Below are 20127 nucleotides of genomic sequence, written 5' to 3'. Positions count from 1 at the left end.
GCGCCACAAAGGTGCGTTCTGAGAACTGCGACACGCCGCCACACCCCGGCCCCATTGGCGATCCAGCCTGCCGACTAATTATTTCAAGACGTCATCCGTTCTCATTGGTGAATGGATCCGGGCGCACAGTCCCGGCCAGACAGCATTCCGATGCCTTGCGCGGTCGGCACAGACCGCGCCCTGCATGCCCTTTGAGGGGCGTGACGCAGCAACCCGATTCCATTAGCAAGCCGAATTCAGGCAGGAAACCTCATGACCGACGCGTTCGAACTCCCCAGCACCCTGGTCCAAGCCCTCCAGCGCCGCGCGGCCCTGACGCCGGATCGACTGGCCTTGCGTTTTCTCGCTGAAAACCCGGAGCAGGCTGTGGTGCTCAGTTATCGCGAGCTGGATCAACGCGCACGCATGATTGCCGCCGCGTTGCAGGCTGACACTGAATTCGGTGATCGCGCGGTGCTGCTGTTTCCCAGTGGCCCGGATTACGTCGCGGCGTTTTTTGGTTGTCTGTACGCCGGCGTGATCGCGGTGCCGGCCTATCCGCCGGAATCCGCGCGTCGTCACCATCAGGAGCGTTTGCTGTCGATCATTGCCGACGCCGAACCGCGTCTGCTGCTAACCAGCGCCGACCTGCGCGACGCCTTGCAGCAGATCGAAGGCGCGCCGCCGCTGCTGTGTGTTGACAGCCTCGACAGCGCACTGGCGCAAAACTGGGTTGAGCCGAATCTGCCACCAGACCACATCGCCTTCTTGCAATACACCTCCGGCTCCACCGCGTTGCCTAAAGGCGTGCAGGTCAGCCACAGCAATCTGGTCGCCAACGAATTGCTGATCCGTCATGGTTTCGGCATCGATGTGAACCCTGACGACGTGATCGTCAGCTGGTTGCCGCTGTACCACGACATGGGTTTGATCGGCGGTCTGCTGCAACCGATCTTCAGTGGTGTGCCGTGCATCCTGATGTCGCCAGCGTACTTCCTCGGCCGGCCATTGCGCTGGCTGGAAGCGATCAGCGAATACGGCGGCACCATCAGCGGCGGGCCGGACTTTGCTTACCGATTGTGCAGCGAGCGAGTGAGTGAGTCGGCACTCGAACGGCTCGATCTGAGCCGTTGGCGCGTGGCGTATTCCGGTTCCGAGCCGATCCGTCTCGACACCCTTGAACGCTTCGCCGAGAAGTTCACCGCGTGTGGTTTCAGTGAGGACAGTTTCATGGCCTCGTACGGTCTGGCCGAAGCGACGCTATTCGTTGCCGGCACTCCGCGCGGCACTGGCATCCCGGCACTGCGCGTGGACGATCAGGCGCTGGCGCAAAACCGCGCCGAGCCAGGTGAGGGCAGTCCGATCATGAGTTGCGGCATCAGCCAGCCGGAACACGCCGTAGTGATCGTCGAGCCGAACGCGCTCGTAGAACTGGCCGACAACGCGGTTGGCGAAGTCTGGGCCGCCGGCCCGAGCATCGCCCACGGCTACTGGCGCAACCCCGAAGCCAGTGCCAAGACCTTCGTCCAGCACGCCGGTCGTACCTGGTTGCGCACCGGTGATCTGGGCTTTATCCGCGACGGTGAGCTGTTCATCACTGGCCGCCTGAAAGACATGCTCATCGTGCGCGGCCACAACCTCTATCCGCAGGACATCGAGAAGACCGTCGAGAACGAAGTGGAGGTGGTGCGCAAGAGCCGCGTCGCTGCATTCGCGATCAATCAGAATGGCGAAGAGGGCATCGGCATCGCCGCGGAAATCAGCCGCAGCGTGCAGAAAATCCTGCCGCCGGAAGCTTTGATCAAAGCCATTCGCCAGGCGGTGGCCGAGGCTTATCAGGAAGCCCCGAGCGTCGTGGTGCTACTCAATCCAGGCGCCTTGCCGAAAACCTCCAGCGGCAAATTGCAGCGCTCGGCATGCCGTAATCGTCTGGCTGATGGCAGCCTCGACAGCTACGCGGTATTCCCTTCGACGGCGTCCGAAAGCCCAGAGTCGACCACCAGCGCGTCCGAACTCGAAGCACTGATCGGCAAAATCTGGGCCGAGCAACTCAACGTCGAACAGGTCAACGCCGACGATCACTTCTTCCTGCTTGGCGGCAACTCGATCGCCGCCACCCAAGTTATCGCCCGCGTCCGCGAAGAACTCGCGCTTGAGCTGAACCTGCGCCTGCTTTTCGAAGCGCCGACGCTGGCCGCGTTCGCCGCTGGTGTCGCGCAACAGCAACAGGACGGCGGTAGCGCGCAAGGTGCAATCACCGCACTGTCGCGCAGCGAGCCGATGCCGCAATCGCTGGCGCAAAACCGTTTGTGGATCACCTGGCAACTCGACCCTCAGAGCAGCGCCTACAACATTCCCGGTGCCCTGCGTTTGAGCGGCGAACTGGACGAAGACGCGTTGCGCGCCAGTTTCCAGCAATTGATCGAGCGCCACGAGTCGCTGCGCACACGCTTCTTCGAACGCGACGGTGTGGCGCTGCAACAAGTCGCTGCCGCCGCCGAATTCAACCTGCAACTGATCGACATCAGCGACTTGCCTGCACCTGAACGCGAGGCCCGCGCCCAGCAGATCCGCGAAGACGAAGCGCGTACTCAGTTCGACCTGGAAAAAGGCCCGCTGCTATGGGTGACGCTGGTGCGTCTCGACGACGAAGATCATCAATTGCTGGTGACGATGCACCACATCATTGCCGACGGCTGGTCGCTGAACGTGTTGATCGACGAATTCTCGCGCCTGTACGCCGCCGCGTCGCAAGGCGCAACGGCCAGCCTCGCGCCGCTGCCAACCCAGTACGCCGACTACGGCAGCTGGCAGCGCCAATGGCTGGCGCAAGGCGAGGGCGAGCGACAACTGACGTACTGGAAAGCGCAACTGGGTGAGGAGCATCCAGCGCTGGAACTGGCCACTGACCATCCGCGCTCTGCGCAAACAAATCACCGCGCAGCACGCCATACCGTGCGTCTGGCCGTCAGCCTCAGCGATGCGATCCGCAACACGGCGCAGGCGCACCAATCGACGCCGTTCATGTTGCTGCTCTCGGCATTACAAAGCCTGCTGCACCGTTACAGCGGTCAGCGCGACATCCGCATCGGCGTGCCTAACGCCAACCGTCCGCGCCTGGAAACCCAAGGCCTGATCGGCTTCTTCATCAACACCCAAGTGCTGCGTGCGCAAATCGATTCGCGCCTGTCGTTTGCCGAGCTGCTGGCCCAGACCCGCCAAGCCGCACTCGGTGCGCAGGCGAATCAGGATCTGCCGTTCGAACAATTGCTCGAAGCCTTCCCGCAGGCCCGCGAACAAGGTCTGTTCCAGGTCATGTTCAACCACCAGCAGCGCGATCTGAGTGCGCTCAAGCGCCTGCCGGGCCTGCTCGCCGAAGAACTACCGTGGCACAGCCGCGAAGCCAAGTTCGACCTGCAGCTGCATAGCGAAGAAGACCGTAACGGTCGTCTGACGCTGTCGTTCGACTACGCCAGCGAACTGTTTGACGCTACGACTATCGAGCGTCTGGCCGAGCACTTCAGCAACCTGCTGCGCGAAGTCTGCGAACACCCGGAGCAAGCCATCGGCGATCTGCAACTGCTGACCACCACCGAGCACGATCAGCAACAAGGCTGGGGCGTCGCGCCATGCGCCCCGGCGCAACAATGGCTACCGGAACTGCTCAACGAACAGGCCCGACAAACCCCGGAACGCACCGCGCTGGTGTGGGACGGTGGCAGCCTCGACTTCGCTGAACTGCACGCTCAGGCTAACCGTCTCGCGCACTATTTGCGCGACAAAGGCGTCGGCCCGGATGTCTGCGTGGCCATCGCTGCCGAGCGCTCGCCGCAACTGTTGATCGGCTTGCTGGCGATCATCAAGGCCGGCGGCACCTATGTGCCGCTGGACCCGGATTACCCGGCCGATCGCCTGGCCTACATGCTCAGCGACAGCGGCGTCGAATTGCTCCTGACTCAGACCGAATTGCTCGAGCGTTTGCCGGCCAGCGACGGCGTCAGCGTGATCGCCATGGATGCGTTGCACCTGGAAAACTGGCCGAGCCAGGCACCGGGCTTGCACCTGCACGGCGACAACCTCGCTTACGTGATTTACACCTCGGGTTCCACCGGCCAGCCGAAAGGTGTCGGCAACTCCCACGCGGCACTGGCCGAACGTCTGCAATGGATGCAGAACGCCTACGCGCTCAATGAAACCGATGTGCTGATGCAAAAGGCCCCGATCAGTTTCGACGTGTCGGTGTGGGAATGCTTCTGGCCGCTGATCACGGGTGCGCGTCTGTTGATCGCCGGCCCCGGTGAACACCGCGATCCGCATCGCATTGTTCAACTGGTTCAGGAATATGGCGTGACCACGCTGCACTTCGTACCGCCGCTGCTTTCGCTGTTCATCGATGAGCCACTGAGCGCCGAATGCACCAGCCTGCGCCGGGTATTCTCCGGCGGTGAAGCGCTGCCCGCCGAACTGCGCAACCGAGTCCTCGCGCAACTGCCAGCGGTGCAACTGCACAACCGTTACGGCCCGACTGAAACCGCAATCAACGTCACCCATTGGCACTGCACCACTGCCGATGGCGAGCGCTCGCCGATCGGTCGTCCGCTGGGCAACGTGATTTGCCGCGTACTCGACGCCGATCTCAATCCAGTGCCGCCCGGTGTGCCGGGTGAACTGTGCATCGGCGGCATCGGTCTGGCTCGCGGTTACCTCGGTCGGCCATCGTTGACCGCCGAGCGTTTTGTCGTCGATCCGCTGGGCGAGCAAGGCGCACGTTTGTACCGCACCGGCGACCGTGCGCGCTGGACCTCCGATGGCGTGATCGAATACCTCGGCCGTCTCGATCAACAGGTCAAGCTGCGTGGTTTCCGCGTCGAACCGGAAGAAATCGAAGCGCGCCTGCTCGCCCAGGACGGCGTCGCCCAAGCCGTGGTGCTGGTACGCGAAACTGCTGGCGGTGCGCAACTGATCGGCTACTTCACCGCGACCGATATCAACGAAGATCACGACGGGCAAATCACTCGCCTGAAAACTGCTCTGGCCGCCGAGCTGCCCGAATACATGGTCCCGGCGCAACTGATGCGTCTGGAAGAAATGCCCCTGAGCCCCAGCGGCAAACTCGACCGCCGTGCCTTGCCCGAGCCGCAATGGCAAGTGCGTGAACACGTCGAACCGGTCACCGAACTGGAACAACAGATCGCCGCGATCTGGCGTGAAGTGCTCGGCCTGGCGCAGGTCGGCCTGCGCGACGACTTCTTCGCCCTCGGCGGCCACTCGCTGCTGGCCACGCAAATCATCTCGCGCAGCCGTCAGGCCTGTGACGTCGAACTACCGTTGCGGGCCTTGTTCGAGCACAGCGAACTCGGTGATTTCGCCGAGCAGATCCGCCTGATCCAGGCCAGCGGCCGCACCAACAAACAGCCGCCGATCGACAAGGTTGATCGCAGCAAACCGGTGCCGCTGTCCTACTCGCAACAGCGCATGTGGTTCCTCTGGCAGATGGAGCCGGACAGCCCGGCGTACAACGTCGGCGGCATGGCGCGCCTGCGTGGCGTGTTGCACGTCGAGCGTTTCGAGGCCGCTTTGCAAGCGCTGATCCTGCGTCACGAAACCCTGCGCACCACGTTCCCGAGTGTCGACGGCGTCGCTCGTCAGCAGGTGCATGCCGAAACCGGTCTGCGCATGGGTTGGAAGGATTTTTCAAAACTTGCCGCCGATGCACGTGAACAAAAGGTTCAGCAACTGGCTGACGAAGAAGCGCATTTGCCGTTCGACCTGGAAACCGGCCCACTGCTGCGCGCCTGTCTGGTCAAGACTGCCGATCACGAGCATTACTTTGTTCTGACCCTGCACCACATCGTCACCGAAGGCTGGGCGATGGACATCTTCGCCCGCGAACTCAGTGCACTGTACGAAGCGTTTGTCGATGATCGTGATTCGCCGCTCGAGCCTCTGCCGGTGCAGTACCTCGACTACAGCGTCTGGCAGCGCAACTGGCTGGAGTCCGGCGAGCGTCAACGCCAACTCGACTACTGGACCGCGCAACTGGGCCGTGAACATCCGCTGCTGGAATTGCCCGGCGACCGTCCGCGTCCGCCGGTGCAAAGCCACCAAGGCGAGCTGTTCCGTTTTGACCTCAGTGACGACCTCGCCGCGCGGGTTCGTGCGTTCAATGCGCAAAACGGTCTGACCTTGTTCATGACCATGACCGCCGCGCTCGCCACGCTGCTGTACCGCTACAGCGGCCAGACCGATCTGCGAATCGGCGCGCCGGTGGCCAACCGCATCCGTCCGGAAAGTGAAGGGCTGATCGGTGCGTTCCTCAATACCCAAGTGCTGCGCTGCCAGCTCGACGGCATGATGTCGGTCGGCGAATTGTTCGAGCAGGTGCGTCACACCGTGATCGAAGGCCAGTCGCATCAGGACCTGCCGTTCGATCATCTGGTTGAAGCCTTGCAACCGCCGCGCAGCGCCGCGTACAACCCCCTGTTCCAGGTGATGTGCAATGTGCAGCGCTGGGAATTCCAGCAGAGCCGCATGCTCGCTGGCATGACCGTCGAGTACTTGGCCAACGATGCGCGGGCGACCAAGTTCGACCTCAATCTGGAAGTCACCGACCTCGACCATCGCCTCGGTTGCTGCCTGACTTACAGCACCGATTTGTTCGACGAGCCGACCATCGCGCGCATGGCCAGACATTGGCGCAACTTGCTGGAAGCGCTGATTGCCGATCCGCAACAGCGCCTCAGCGAATTGCCGCTGCTCGATCACTCCGAGCAACAGCACCTGCTCGACAGCCTCGGCGTCGAGCCGGGCGAACATCGCCTCGATCAGTGCATTCATCACCTGTTCGCCGAACAAGCGCTGGCGCGCAAAGACGCACCTGCGTTGACCTTCGCCGGGCAGACCCTGAGCTACGCCGAGCTCGACGCCCGCGCCAATCGCTTGGCCTGGGCCTTGCGTGAGCGTGGCGTCGGCCCGCAAGTGCGCGTGGGTCTGGCGCTGGAGCGTTCGCTGGAGATGGTCATTGGCCTGCTGGCGATTCTCAAGGCTGGCGGTGCTTACGTGCCGCTGGACCCGGAATACCCGCTAGACCGTCTGCACTACATGATCGAAGACAGCCATATCGGCCTGCTGCTCAGTGATCGCGCGATGTTCAAAGCCCTCGGCGATCTGCCGCCAAATGTGGCGCGCTGGTGCCTGGAAGATGACAGCGCAGCTCTCGCCGCTTATCCGGCCACTGAGCTGCCATTTATCAGCCTGCCGCAGCATCAGGCTTATCTGATTTACACCTCAGGTTCGACCGGTAAACCGAAAGGAGTAGTGGTCTCCCACGGCGAAATCGCCATGCACTGCCAAGCCGTGATCGAGCGGTTCGGCATGCGCCCGGACGACTGCGAGCTGCACTTCTACTCAATCAACTTCGACGCGGCGACCGAGCGTCTGCTGGTGCCGCTGCTCAGCGGTGCGCAGGTCGTGTTGCGTGCACAAGGTCAGTGGGACGCGGAAGAAATCTGCGGTCTGATCCGCACGCATAAAATCAACGTGCTCGGTTTCACCCCGAGCTACGGCAGCCAGTTGGCGCAGTTCCTGTCGACGCAAGATGAAATTCTGCCGGTGCGGATGATCATCACCGGCGGTGAAGCATTGACCGGTGAACACCTGCAACGGATTCGCGCGGCATTCAAACCAGCGATGTTCTTCAATGCCTATGGCCCGACCGAAACCGTAGTCATGCCACTGGCCAGTCTGGCGCCGGAAGTGCTGGAGGAGGGCGCCGGCAGTGTGCCGATCGGCAGCGTGATTGGCGCGCGTGTCGCGTACATTCTCGACGCCGATCTGGCGCTGGTGCCGCAAGGTGCGACCGGTGAATTGTTCGTCGGCGGTGCCGGTCTGGCTCAGGCGTATCACGACCGTCCGGGCATTACCGCCGAACGTTTTGTCGCTGACCCGTTCGCCACTGATGGCGGGCGCATGTACCGCACCGGCGACCTGGTGCGCCAGCGTGCCGATGGTTTGGTGGAATACCTGGGGCGGATCGACCACCAGGTAAAGATTCGTGGTTTCCGTATTGAGCTGGGCGAAATCGAAACGCGCCTGCTCGATCACGACTCGATCCGCGAAGCCGTGGTGCTTGCACTCGATGCGCCGAGCGGCAAGCAACTGGTCGGTTACCTCGTCACCGATGTCGCTGAGCAAAACGAAGCCAAGCAAGCCAAGCTGCGCGAAGCGCTGAAATCGCACCTCAAGGCACAGCTGCCGGATTACATGGTGCCGACGCACCTGATTTTGCTGGCGAGCATGCCGCTGACCGCCAACGGCAAACTCGACCGCCGCGCCTTGCCGGCGCCGGATCCGGAGCTCAATCGTCAGGACTACGTTGCGCCGAGCAACGAACTTGAGCAGACCCTGGCGCAGATCTGGTGCGAAGTGCTCAACGTCGAACAGGTCGGTCTCAACGACAACTTCTTCGAACTCGGTGGCGACTCGATTCTGTCGATTCAAGTGGTCAGCCGTGCACGTCAGCAGGGGATTCATTTCAGTCCGCGTGATCTGTTCCAGCATCAGACTGTGCAGACGCTGGCCGCTGTGGCCAGCCGCACCGAGCAGGTGACGGCCGAGCAAGGGCTGGTGGCCGGTGAGTCGCGCTTGACGCCAATTCAGCACTGGTTCTTCGACACTGAAATTCCTGAGCGACAGCACTGGAACCAGGCGTTGTTGCTGGAACCGACCGTGCCGCTGGAACCGCACCGTCTGGAGCAGGCGCTGCTGGCCGTGATCGAGCAGCACGATGCCTTGCGTCTGCGTTTCACCGAGGTCGACGGCCAGTGGCAAGCGACGCACCAACCGGTGTCCGACGCCGCCGTACTGTGGCAAGTGCGCGTGACCTCGATGGCCCAGTGCGAAGCGCTGTTCGCCGATGCCCAGCGCAGCCTCGACCTTGAACAAGGGCCGTTGGTGCGAGCCGTACTGGTCGATGGCCCGCAAGGTCAACAACGCCTGTTTATCGCGATTCATCACTTGGTGGTCGACGGCGTTTCGTGGCGTGTATTGCTCGACGATCTGCAAACCGTGTATCGCCAACTCGACGCCGAACAAGCGGTCAAACTGCCGGCGAAAACCAGTGCCTTCAAGGACTGGACGGCACGCTTGCAGGCCTACGCCGGCAGCGAATCCCTGCGCGAAGAACTCGACTGGTGGCAGACCCAACTGGCCGGCCCGAGCGCTGATCTGCCTTGTGAAAACCCGCAGGGCGGTCAGCAGAATCGTCACGCACAAACCGTCAGCGTGCGTCTCAATGCCGAGTACACCAAACAACTGCTGCAACAGGCGCCAAGTGCCTACCGCACTCAGGTCAACGACCTGTTGCTGACCGCATTGGCCCGCGTACTCTGCCGCTGGAGCGGTCAACCGTCGGCGCTGATTCAACTGGAAGGCCACGGTCGCGAAACCCTGTTCGACGAGATCGATCTGACTCGCACCGTCGGCTGGTTCACCAGCGCATACCCACTGCGCCTGACTCCGCACAACATCGAAGAGGCTGCGGGGCAGGGCGCTTCGATCAAGGCGATCAAGGAGCAACTGCGCGCGGTACCGCACAAAGGCCTCGGCTATGGCGTGCTGCGATACCTCGCCGATGACCTCAGCCAGCGCAGCATGGCCGCGCTGCCGCAGGCGCCGGTCACCTTCAACTACCTCGGCCAGTTCGATCAAAGTTTCGGCAGCGATGCGCTGTTCCGCCCGCTCGATGAAACGGTCGGTGCCGCCCATGATCCGCAGGCGCCACTACCGAACGAACTGAGCGTCGACAGCCAGGTTTACGGCGGTGAGTTGCTGCTGCGCTGGACCTTCAGCGCCGAGCGTTACGACGCACAGACCATCAACGATCTGGCCGATGCCTACCTCGGCGAGCTGCAAAGCCTGATCGCCCATTGCCTGCAAGACGAGGCCGGTGGCCTGACGCCGTCGGACTTCCCACTGGCCAAGCTGACTCAAGCGCAACTCGATGCCTTGCCGGTGCCGGCCGCGCACATCGAAGACGTCTATCCGCTGACGCCGATGCAGGAAGGCATGCTCCTGCACACCTTGCTCGAGCCGGGCACCGGTCTGTACTACATGCAGGATCGCTACCGCATCAACAGCGAACTCGACGCCGAGCGTTTCGCCCATGCCTGGCAAGCGGTGATCGCCCGTCATGAAGCGTTGCGCGCGTCGTTCTGCTGGAACGTCGGCGAAGACATGCTGCAAGTAATCCACACGCCGGGCCGTACGCCGATCGAGTATCTGGACTGGAGCGTCATCGCCGAAGCCAAGCAGGAACCGAAGCTGCAAACGCTGCTGAAAAACGAGCGCGAGGCCGGTTTCGATCTGCTCAATCAGGCGCCGTTCCACCTGCGCCTGATCAAGGTCGGTGCGGCGCGTTACTGGTTCATGATGAGTAACCACCACATCCTCATCGATGCCTGGTGCCGTTCGCTGCTGATGAACGACTTCTTCGAAATCTACACCGCCCTCGGTGAAGGTCGCGAAGCACAACTCGCCGTGCCGCCGCGTTATCGCGATTACATCGGTTGGCTGCAACGCCAGAGCCTCGCCGAAGCGCAGAACTGGTGGCAGCAGAACCTGCAAGGGTTCGAACGCACCACGCCGATCCCGAGCGACCGGCCGTTCCTGCGTGAACACGCCGGTGAAAGCGGCGGCATGATCGTCGGCGACCGCTACACCCGCCTCAATGTCGAGGACGGCGCGCGTCTGCGGGAACTGGCGCAGGCCCATCAGCTGACCATCAACACCTTCGCCCAAGCGGCGTGGGCGCTGGTGCTGCGCCGTCTGAGCGGTGATCGTGACGTGCTGTTCGGCGTCACCGTGGCCGGGCGTCCGGTGGAAATGCCGGAGATGCAGCGCACTGTCGGCCTGTTCATCAACAGCATCGCGCTGCGGGTGCAGATGCCGGCTGATGATGAACGCAGCAGCGTGCGTCAGTGGTTGAGCGGTCTGCTCGATAGCAACATGCAGCTGCGCGAGTACGAATACCTGCCGCTGGTGAACATTCAGGAACAAAGCGAATTACCGAAAGGCCAGCCGCTGTTCGACAGCCTGTTCGTCTTCGAAAACGCCCCGGTCGAAGTCTCGGTACTCGATCGGGCGCAGAGCCTGAATGCGACCTCTGACTCCGGGCGTACCCACACCAACTTCCCGCTTACGGCGGTGTGCTACCCGGGCGACGACCTCGGTTTGCACCTGTCGTATGACCAGCGTTATTTCAATGAGTCAACCATCGAACGCATGCTCGGCGAGTTCAAGCGTCTGCTGCTGGCGCTGGTTGATGGTTTCCATGGCGACATGGCCGATCTGCCGCTGCTGGGTACCGAGGAACAGGATTTCCTGCTGCACGGTTGCAACCAGAGTGCCCACGATTATCCGCTGGAGCAGAGCTATGTTGCGCTGTTCGAAGCGCAAGTTGCCGCGCATCCGCAGCGCATCGCCGCGACGTGTCTTGATCAGCAACAGAGCTACGCCGCGCTGAACCAGAATGCCAACCGTCTCGGCCATGCACTGGTCGCGGCCGGGGTGCAGATGGATCAACCGGTGGCGTTGCTCGGTGAACGTAATCTCGATCTGCTCGGCATGATCATCGGCAGCTTCAAGGCTGGCGCGGGTTATCTGCCGCTGGATCCGGGCCTGCCGAGTCAGCGTCTGCAACGCATCATCGAGCTGAGCTGCACGCCGGTGCTGGTCTGCAGCGAAGCGTGCCGTGCACAGGCGCAGACCTTGCTGGATGAATTCAGCTGCGCCAATCGTCCAAGGTTGCTGGTATGGGAAGAGATTCAAGCGGCAGCGACATCGGCGCAGGACCTGGGCATTTACAGCGGCCCGGACAACCTCGCTTACGTGATCTATACCTCGGGTTCGACAGGCTTGCCGAAAGGCGTGATGGTCGAGCAGCGCGGCATGCTCAACAACCAATTGAGCAAGGTGCCATATCTGCACCTGAGCGACGCCGACGTGATCGCCCAGACCGCTTCGCAAAGCTTCGACATTTCGGTCTGGCAGTTCCTCGCCGCGCCGCTGTTCGGCGCGCGAGTGGACATCGTGCCGAACACCATCGCCCACGATCCGCAAGGGTTGCTGGTGCATGTGCAGGCGCAGGGCATCACTGTTCTTGAAAGCGTACCGTCGCTGATTCAGGGCATGCTTGCCTCGGATCGCTTGAGTCTGGATGGCTTGCGCTGGATGCTGCCAACCGGCGAGGCGATGCCGCCGGAGCTGGCGCACCAATGGCTGCTGCGTTACCCGGACATCGGTCTGGTCAATGCTTACGGCCCGGCGGAATGCTCGGATGACGTGGCGTTCTTCCGTGTCGACATGGCCTCGACGCGCGGCAGTTACTTGCCGATCGGCACGCCGACCGACAACAACTTGCTGTACCTGGTCGACGGCGCGCTGGAACTGGTGCCGCTGGGCGCGGTGGGTGAGTTGTGCGTGGCGGGCACGGGCGTCGGTCGTGGTTATGTCAGCGATCCGCTGCGCACCGCGCCAGTGTTTGTGCCGAACCCGTTCGGTGCGCCGGGCGAGCGTTTGTATCGCACCGGTGACCTCGCGCGGCGCCGCAGCAACGGTGTGCTGGAGTACGTCGGCCGGGTCGACCATCAGGTGAAGATTCGCGGTTACCGCATCGAACTGGGTGAGATCGAAGCGCGCCTGCACGAACAACCGGAAGTACGCGATGGCGCGGTCGGTGTACAGGAAGGCGTCAACGGCAAGCACCTGGTCGGGTATCTGGTCGCTGCTGATAGCGCGCTGAATCCAAGTGAACGCCTGGAGCGGATCAAACAGCGCCTGCGCGCCGAACTGCCGGAATACATGGTGCCGCTGCACTGGTTGTGGCTCGACCAGATGCCGCTCAATGCCAACGGCAAACTCGATCGCAAATCCCTGCCGGCGCTGGAGATCGGCCAGTTGCAGGGCCAGGACTATCTGGCCCCGCGCAATGATCTTGAACAGACGCTGGCTGATATTTGGGCCGAGGTGCTTAAGGTCGAAAAGGTCGGTGTACGCGACAACTTCTTCGAGCTGGGCGGGCACTCGTTGCTGGCCACGCAGATAGCCTCGCGCGTGCAGAAAACCCTGCAACGTGACGTGCCGCTGCGAGCGATGTTCGAGTGCAGCACGGTGGAGGAGCTGGCTGAGTACATCGATGGGCTGGCGGCGAGTGATATCACCGAGGAGAAGGTCGATCGGTTGAATGATCTGATGGCGGAGCTGGAGGGCCTTTAGTTCTCGAGTGTCTGTACTGGCCTCTTCGCGAGCAAGCTCGCTCCCACATTGGGTCCTGTGTACGCAGAACCGATGTGGGAGCGAGCTTGCTCGCGAAGGCGGCATCAACACCAACACAAAAGGCATCATTTCCAATGTTGACGATCAGCAACCGGCAGCTCAGTCTGCCGGTTCTCTTTTTTGTCGCGGGGATGGTCGATGCCTTTTTTCACGGTTGACGGACAAGCGCTGCATTACATTGATCAAGGCACAGGCCCGGCGGTATTGCTGGCCGGCAGTTATCTGTGGGATCAAGCCATGTGGGCGCCGCAGATTGCCGCTTTGTCGCCGCACTATCGGGTGATTGCGCTGGATCTGTGGGGCCATGGCGAGTCGGGGCGGTTGCCTGAAGGCACGGCGTCGCTGGACGACATCGCTCGTCAGGCGCAGGCTTTGCTCGACCATCTTGACATCGATCAGGTCACTCTCGTCGGGCTGTCGGTCGGAGGCATGTGGGGCGTGCGTCTCGCACTGTCGGCACCGCAGCGGATCAACGGTCTGGTGCTGATGGACACGTATGTTGGCGTCGAACCGGAGCCTACTCGTCAGTACTATTTCTCACTGTTCAAGCAGATAGAAGACACCGGCGAGATTTCCGAACAACTGCTCGATATCGTCGTGCCGATCTTCTTCCGCCCGGGCATCGATCCACAGTCGGCGCTGTATCAGGATTTCCGCGCGAAACTGGCGGCGTACTCCTCGGATCGGCTACGCGAAAGTATCGTGCCGATGGGGCGTATTACCTTTGGTCGCGATGATTTGTTGTTACGTCTGGGCGAGTTGAATGCGGCAACCACGCTCGTAATGTGTGGCGATCAGGACAAGCCGCGACCACCGTCGGAAGCGCAGGAAATGGCAGAGCTGATCGGTTGCCCGTGGGTGCTGGTGCCGGACGCGGGGCATATCTCCAGTCTGGAGAATCCCGAGTTTGTGACGGAGGTGCTGTTTGCCTTTCTGAGCGAGCGCAACCGTTAGACCGAGTCATCGTTCTTCGCGGGCAAGCCCGCTCCCACAGTGACCGCAGTGAACACAGAGTCTGTGAACACATTCGATCCCTGTGGGAGCGAGCTTGCTCGCGAAGAGGCCAGACCAGGCAATAAAGAATTCGAAGCTACTTAGGCCCGAGAATCTTCGCCAGCTTGTCCGGCGAAGGCGCACCTTGCTGCTGTTGTAGCTCGCCCTTGTCATCCATATAGAAAATCGCCGGCGTAGCCTGCAAATCGAGGTCTTCCATCAACTGCATGTTCGCCGCCAATTTGGTCTGCACGGCCGCTGGAATATCCTTCAGCGCTTTTAGCGAACTGCCCTTGCCAGCCTTTTCATGATCTTCCAGGGCCTTGGCCGGATCTTTCGCCGCCAGCAGCGCCGCCGATTTACCCGGGCTGTCCTCGCGAATGATGCCGACCATGATGTGCCGCAACTGCACCTTGCCAGCCTTGACCCACGGCCGCGCCTGTTCCCAGAACATGTTGCAGTAAGGACAGTTCGGATCGCTGAACAGGTACACAGTGCGCGGTGCATCCTTGTTGCCGTCCTGAATCCAGTTGCTCGCCTCGAACTTGGCCCAGACTTCCTTGGCCATCGGGGCATAGACCAGTTTTTGTAACGGTTCGCTGCTCAGATCCTTGCCGTCGGCGTCGTACAGATTACCCAGCAAAACGTGTTTGCCATCCGGAGTCAGGTACAGCGCCATGCCACGGTTCTGATATTGCGCCGCATAACCGCGCAAGCCATCGGGCGCATCGAACTGGCCGACGATTTTCGCGCCTTTGGCTTCGATCTGTTTGATCGCCGCAGGCAACTCTTCAGCGGCCTGCACCGACGGCAAGTGCAGCAGGGCGGTGCCCAGAGTCAGCGTCAGCAGGTGGCGGAGGCGGGGCATGGCAGTTTCCTTGCAGAGGTGGCCGGTGCAGTGACCGGGTTCGAATTCGGGGTCGGGGTGGCAAAATTTTCCAGGGCGCGCGCCAGGCTGGCGTTGGATAACTCGCCCAGGTGACTGCTCAGCAGCCGACCGTCGGGGCTATAGAACAGCGTAGTCGGCAATGCCATCGAACCGACGGCCTGACCCAGCCGCCCACTACGGTCGAACAGCACGTTGTTGAGGCTCAGGCCCTGGGTCTCAAGAAACGTCGCCACGCTCTGCATGCTTTCTGCCTGATTGACGAACAGGAAAGTCAGGTCCGGGCGTTGTTGCTGAGCGCTTTCCAGCACCGGCATCTCGCGCCTGCACGGCGGGCACCAGGTCGCCCACAGATTGATCACCAGCGGGCCGCCCTGATAATCGCTGAGCTGGATGGTTTCCCCGGCTGCGTTGCGCAGGGAGATGTCCGGGAGTCGCGTGCCTTGTTCATAGATGTTTAACGACAACGTCGCCAACAGCCAGAACGCCACACCGCTGGCCACGCCAAAGCCCAGTGGACGACGCAGCCCGGGACGACGCCAGCCGCGATACAGCGCCGCCAGCAGCAACACAATCACACCCGGCCAGGCGAGGAAACCACCGTCACGCAAATCGATGATTTGCCATGGGTCGTTGCGATAGTGCGACCAGTACAGCAGCACAAAGGCCACCCGCGCCGCGAGCATGCCCAACAGAAACAGGCTGAACAATGCCGACTCGGGGTTATCGCCGCCACGCTTGGCCACCCGCCAGCCGACAAAGGTCGCCAGCGCCAGGGCACTGATCAGCAGCAGGTGGTTAAGTGCGATGGCAAAGGTGCCGAGGGTTAAAGTCAGCATTAATTGGCGTCCCGGGTGGTGGCCCAGCGTTGCAGGAACGTCTCGGCATCGACTTCGCCGGTGATGCGCTGGCTGCGGCGTTCTTCGCCATCACTACCAATCCAGACAAAGCTCGGAGGCCCCGGCACTTTGTAGCGGCTGAGCAGTTCACGGCTGGCGGCGTTGTCGGCAGTCACATCGAGGCGTAGCAGGCGTACGTCATTCAACGCCTGCATGACCTTGTCCTTGCCGAACACCTGCTTCTCCATGACTTTGCACGACACGCACCAGTCGGCGTAGTAATCGAGCAATACCCACTGGCCTTGAGCCTTGGCAGTGTCGAGTTCGCGTTGCAGCGCCGCCGGCTCCTTGATCGTGGTGAACGCGTCATGCGCCGATGGCGCCGCAGCGCCGGTGCGCCCGGCACTGTAGACCTGCAACGGCTGATACGGATCATCGCTGCCGCCCGCCGCACCAATCACCAGCAAACTGCCCCACAATCCGAGCAACAGCGAGCTGGCGCCGAACAACTGGGCCACTCGGCCAAAACCTTCGGACTGTTTCCAGGCGCAGAACGCGGCGATCAACAGCAATGCACCGCACAGGCCCAGCCACAACGAAGCGTCCAGCACCGGGCGCAGCATCAACAGCGCGGTGGCGAGGAAGAGGAAACCGAACACACCTTTGAGCAGGTTCATCCAGGCGCCGGGTTTGGGCAGGAAGCGATTGCCCACGGTCACCAGCAACAACAACGGCACACCGATGCCGATGCCCAGCGAGAACAGAATCAGACCACCGTGCAATGCATTGCCGCTCTGCGCGATGTAGAGCAACGCACCTGCCAGCGGCGCGGTCATGCACGGGCCGACCAGCAGACCGGACAAGGCACCGAGCACCCCGGCGCCGATCAGACTGCCGCCGCTGCGACTGCGCGAGGCGTGTTCAAGACGATCGCGCAGGGCTACCGGCAATTGCAGTTCAAAGAAACCGAACATCGGCAAGGCCAGCACCACAAAGATCGCGGCGAACGTGCCGAGCAGCCACGGATTCTGCAACCACGCCTGCAGGTTCGCGCCAAGCAGCGCAGCGATCACGCCCATCGCCGCATACACCAGCGCCATGCAGATCACATAACTGCCGGCCAGTGCGAAACCGCGACGCGGGGTGGCACCACTGCCGACCACCATGCCGGCCAGAATCGGCAGCATTGGCAATGTGCACGGGGTGAAGGCAAGCAACAGTCCGAGGCCGAAAAACACCAGCAAGCTCCAGCCCAGCGCCCGTTGTTGCAGGCTGCTGGCCAAGGCCTGATCCGGCGCTTCGGCGCTTGCAGCCACGGCGGCTTTACCGCCCAGATCAATGACCCGGGTTTGCGGCGGATAACACAGACCGGCGTCGGCACAGCCCTGATAACTGACCTTGATCTGACCGCTGGCCGAGGCCGGGATTTTCACTTCCAGCCCTTGGCGATAGACCGGTTGTTCACCGAAAAACTCGTCGCTGTGGGATTCGCCTTCAGGCAGCGCGGGCTGCTGTTCGGCGCTCAGGCCATCGAATTTCAGACGCTTCTGATACAGGTAATAGCCGTCGGTGATTTGCCAGAACAGCTGGGTTTCACCGGATTCCAGACGTTCGGAGGTGAGCACGAACGCCTTGTCGACCGGCAGAAACTCCGGCTTTGTATCAAATGGATTGTTCCCGGCCTGGGCCAGGCTGGAAATCAGCAGAGCAAACAAAAGAAAAAAATGACGCATGGAGGAGCCTTGTCCCTGTGCAAGTGAGGTGCACAATGGGCGGCGGCGATTAACCGATGATTAACCGCCACGCCCTTGTCGCTGTGACGTTCGGGGCATAATGTCAGCTTAATCGGCCAACTGCCTAATCGGCTTTTTTCTACGGGACTCACCATGCACGTACTGGTTTGCGAAGACGATGAGCTGATCGCCAGCGGCATCGTTGCCGGTCTTACGGCTCAAGGTTTGACCGTTGAGCACGTCAACACTGCGTCAAAGGCGCGGGCGATGCTCAAGGTGGCCGAATTCGACGTGATGGTGCTCGATCTCGGCCTGCCCGACGAAGATGGCCTCAAATTGCTGCAACAACTGCGTCAGAGCGGCCTGGAAATTCCGGTACTGATTCTGACCGCGCGCGACTCGGTCACCGACCGCGTTGACGGTTTGCAGGCCGGGGCTGACGATTACCTGCTCAAACCGTTTGATCTGCGAGAACTGTTCGCCCGCCTGCAAACCTTGTTGCGCCGGGTCGCCGGGCGCAGTGTCAACCTGATCGAGCACGGCGCGCTGACGTACGATCCGAGCAGCCGCGAAACCACCCTGGCCGGGCAACCGGTGGACCTGTCGCGCCGGGAGCAATCGCTGTTGCAGGCGCTGCTGCACAATCGTGGTCGGGTGCTGTCTACCGAACAGTTGAAGGACAGTGTCTACGGTTTCAACGATGAGCTGGAAAGCAACGCGCTGAACGTGCACATCCATCACCTGCGCAGCAAACTGGGCAAGGGCATCGTCGAAACCGTGCGTGGTCTGGGCTATCGCCTCGGCCCGGCCGACGGTGGAGAGCAAGGCAAGTGATGAGTCTGCGACTGCGCCTGAGCCTGACCCTCGGCGCTGCGTTTGCGCTGATCTGGGCGCTGGCGGCGGCCTGGATGCTCAGTGACCTGCGCAATCAGATGATGTTTTCCCTCGACCAGCGTCTGGTGGCGTCGGCGCGCATGGTTGCCGGGCTGCTGGAACAGTTGCCGACACTGCCGAGCAAAGGCGAGGGCACGCATTTCAGTGCCGAACAACTGAATATCCCCGGTGGCATGGCCTGTCAGGTCAGTTCCTTGCGCGGGGAAATTCTTGCGCGCAGCCACAACAATCCCGAGCAGGCGCTGGAAGCCGAGAAGATGGGCTTCCATGACCAGATGATCGACGGTGCGCCGTGGCGCAGTTTCACCCTCGCCCGGGGCGATGTGCGCATTACCACCGCCGATCGGCAGATCGAGCGCGAAGCCCTGAACATGTCAATCCTGCTGGCGGCGTCGGTGCCGGTGGGCGTGGCGTTGCTGGGCTGCCTGTGTCTGTTGTGGCTGGGCATCGGCCAAGGGCTGGCGCCGCTCAACCGTCTGCGTGAAGCGTTGATGCGGCGCAATGCCGATTCGCTTGAGCCGTTGCAGATCCAGACCTTCCCCAGCGAATTGAAGCCGCTGCTTGAAACGCAAAATCAGTTGTTTCAACGCATCGGCAAGACCATTGAGCGTGAGCGCCGTTTGACCGGTGACGCGGCGCATGAACTGCGCAGTCCGCTGACGGCGATCAAGACTCACCTGCAAGTTGCGCGCATGACCGATGGCAGCGCCCGCGATCAGTCGCTGGCGCGGGCCGAGGAGGGTGCCGATCGCTTGCATCGTACCCTTGAGCAACTGCTGTTGCTGGCGCGGGTCGAGGGCAGTCTGTCGTTCGATGACGGCTCGCAATGCAGTGCCGAACAAGTGGCACGCCTGGCGATTCAGGACGCCACGGGGGGCGAGCGCCTGCGCATCAAACTGCAACTACCGGCTGAGCTTTCTGCTGCACCGCTACAGATGCCGGCCGTGTTGTCGATTGCCGCGCTGCGCAATCTGCTCGACAACGCCCTGCGCCATACGCCCGAGGACTGTGCGGTTGAGCTGAGTCTGGAAACCATTGGCAACCGCGTACGTTTTGTCGTGCGCGACCATGGCCCGGGGATCGCGCCGGATGACCTGCAACATCTGACCCAGCGCTTCTGGCGCAACGGCCAGAGCACCGGTTGCGGCCTCGGCCTGGCGATTGTCCAGGCGATTGTCCAGCGTTGTGACTGCGCACTGCATTTCGACAGCCGCCCGGATGGCCTGCGCGTCGAACTGACCATGCCGTTGCAACCTGTCTGACCCCACCGCAAATCTACTGTGGGAGCGAGCCTGCTCGCGAAGACGGCGGCACACTCAGCATCAGTGTGGCTGCCAAACCGCTTTCGCGAGCAGGCTCGCTCCCACAGGGGAAGGTGTTGTGGCACATCAAATGTAACCTCTCGGCGTTCGCTATCCGCTTGGGCTGGGCGTAAGGTCAACGCAGCTTTGACTCAATGGATTGAGGGAAC

At 61.9% G+C, this 20127-nt stretch carries 7 protein-coding genes; 4 read left to right on the top strand and 3 right to left on the bottom strand.

Going from position 1 to position 20127, the window contains the following annotated elements; genetic code table 11:
- Nucleotides 1-252: 252 nt before the first annotated feature.
- Nucleotides 253-13251, top strand: coding sequence for a non-ribosomal peptide synthetase (locus ACZ0A4_RS14785; protein ID WP_463575354.1), 12999 nt, complete (start codon nt 253-255; stop codon nt 13249-13251).
- 198 nt (nt 13252-13449) lie between these two features.
- The gene (locus ACZ0A4_RS14780) at nt 13450-14265 is read left to right on the top strand and encodes an alpha/beta fold hydrolase (RefSeq protein ID WP_463575353.1); all 816 of its coding nucleotides are present in this window, start codon (nt 13450-13452) and stop codon (nt 14263-14265) included.
- Nucleotides 14266-14401: 136 nt separating this feature from the next.
- On the opposite strand, the gene dsbG is transcribed toward ACZ0A4_RS14780, so the two are convergent.
- The 3 genes from dsbG to dsbD are packed head-to-tail and all read right to left on the bottom strand — an operon-like array spanning nt 14402 to nt 17762.
- Nucleotides 14402-15172: a thiol:disulfide interchange protein DsbG gene (gene dsbG, locus ACZ0A4_RS14775; RefSeq protein ID WP_034155195.1), complete on the bottom strand. Its 771-nt coding sequence runs from the start codon at nt 15170-15172 to the stop codon at nt 14402-14404.
- On the bottom strand, nt 15148-16029 hold the full coding sequence (locus tag ACZ0A4_RS14770) for a TlpA family protein disulfide reductase (RefSeq protein ID WP_463575352.1): 882 nt from the start codon (nt 16027-16029) through the stop codon (nt 15148-15150). The genes dsbG and ACZ0A4_RS14770 overlap by 25 nt, the downstream gene beginning before the upstream one ends.
- The gene (dsbD, locus tag ACZ0A4_RS14765; RefSeq protein ID WP_463575350.1) at nt 16029-17762 is read right to left on the bottom strand and encodes a protein-disulfide reductase DsbD; all 1734 of its coding nucleotides are present in this window, start codon (nt 17760-17762) and stop codon (nt 16029-16031) included. The genes ACZ0A4_RS14770 and dsbD overlap by 1 nt, the downstream gene beginning before the upstream one ends.
- Before the next feature lie 153 nt (nt 17763-17915).
- Here dsbD and ACZ0A4_RS14760 point away from each other — a divergent pair, with 153 nt between their 5' ends.
- Both ACZ0A4_RS14760 and ACZ0A4_RS14755 read left to right on the top strand, forming a co-directional pair.
- Nucleotides 17916-18596, top strand: a complete 681-nt coding sequence (locus tag ACZ0A4_RS14760) for a response regulator (RefSeq protein WP_064120200.1) — start codon at nt 17916-17918, stop codon at nt 18594-18596.
- Nucleotides 18596-19918 carry an ATP-binding protein gene (locus ACZ0A4_RS14755; RefSeq protein WP_180698414.1) on the top strand — a complete coding sequence of 441 codons (1323 nt, stop codon included), beginning with the start codon at nt 18596-18598 and terminating at the stop codon, nt 19916-19918. Before ACZ0A4_RS14760 ends, ACZ0A4_RS14755 begins: the two co-directional genes overlap by 1 nt.
- The last annotated feature ends 209 nt before the right edge of the window (nt 19919-20127 follow it).

This window comes from Pseudomonas sp. AC172 (assembly GCF_979258595.1).
The sequence above is the reverse complement of the archived record's forward strand: the minus strand, read 5'-3'. Positions and strand labels throughout refer to the sequence as shown.

What these genes read in the sequence shown, in the direction of transcription:
- ACZ0A4_RS14785 (WP_463575354.1), top strand. Translation starts at nt 253, where the DNA reads ATGACCGACGCGTTCGAACTCCCCAGCACCCTGGTCCAAGCCCTCCAG.
- ACZ0A4_RS14780 (WP_463575353.1), top strand. Translation starts at nt 13,450, where the DNA reads ATGCCTTTTTTCACGGTTGACGGACAAGCGCTGCATTACATTGATCAA.
- dsbG (WP_034155195.1), bottom strand. Translation starts at nt 15,172, where the DNA reads ATGCCCCGCCTCCGCCACCTGCTGACGCTGACTCTGGGCACCGCCCTG.
- ACZ0A4_RS14770 (WP_463575352.1), bottom strand. Translation starts at nt 16,029, where the DNA reads ATGCTGACTTTAACCCTCGGCACCTTTGCCATCGCACTTAACCACCTG.
- dsbD (WP_463575350.1), bottom strand. Translation starts at nt 17,762, where the DNA reads ATGCGTCATTTTTTTCTTTTGTTTGCTCTGCTGATTTCCAGCCTGGCC.
- ACZ0A4_RS14760 (WP_064120200.1), top strand. Translation starts at nt 17,916, where the DNA reads ATGCACGTACTGGTTTGCGAAGACGATGAGCTGATCGCCAGCGGCATC.
- ACZ0A4_RS14755 (WP_180698414.1), top strand. Translation starts at nt 18,596, where the DNA reads ATGAGTCTGCGACTGCGCCTGAGCCTGACCCTCGGCGCTGCGTTTGCG.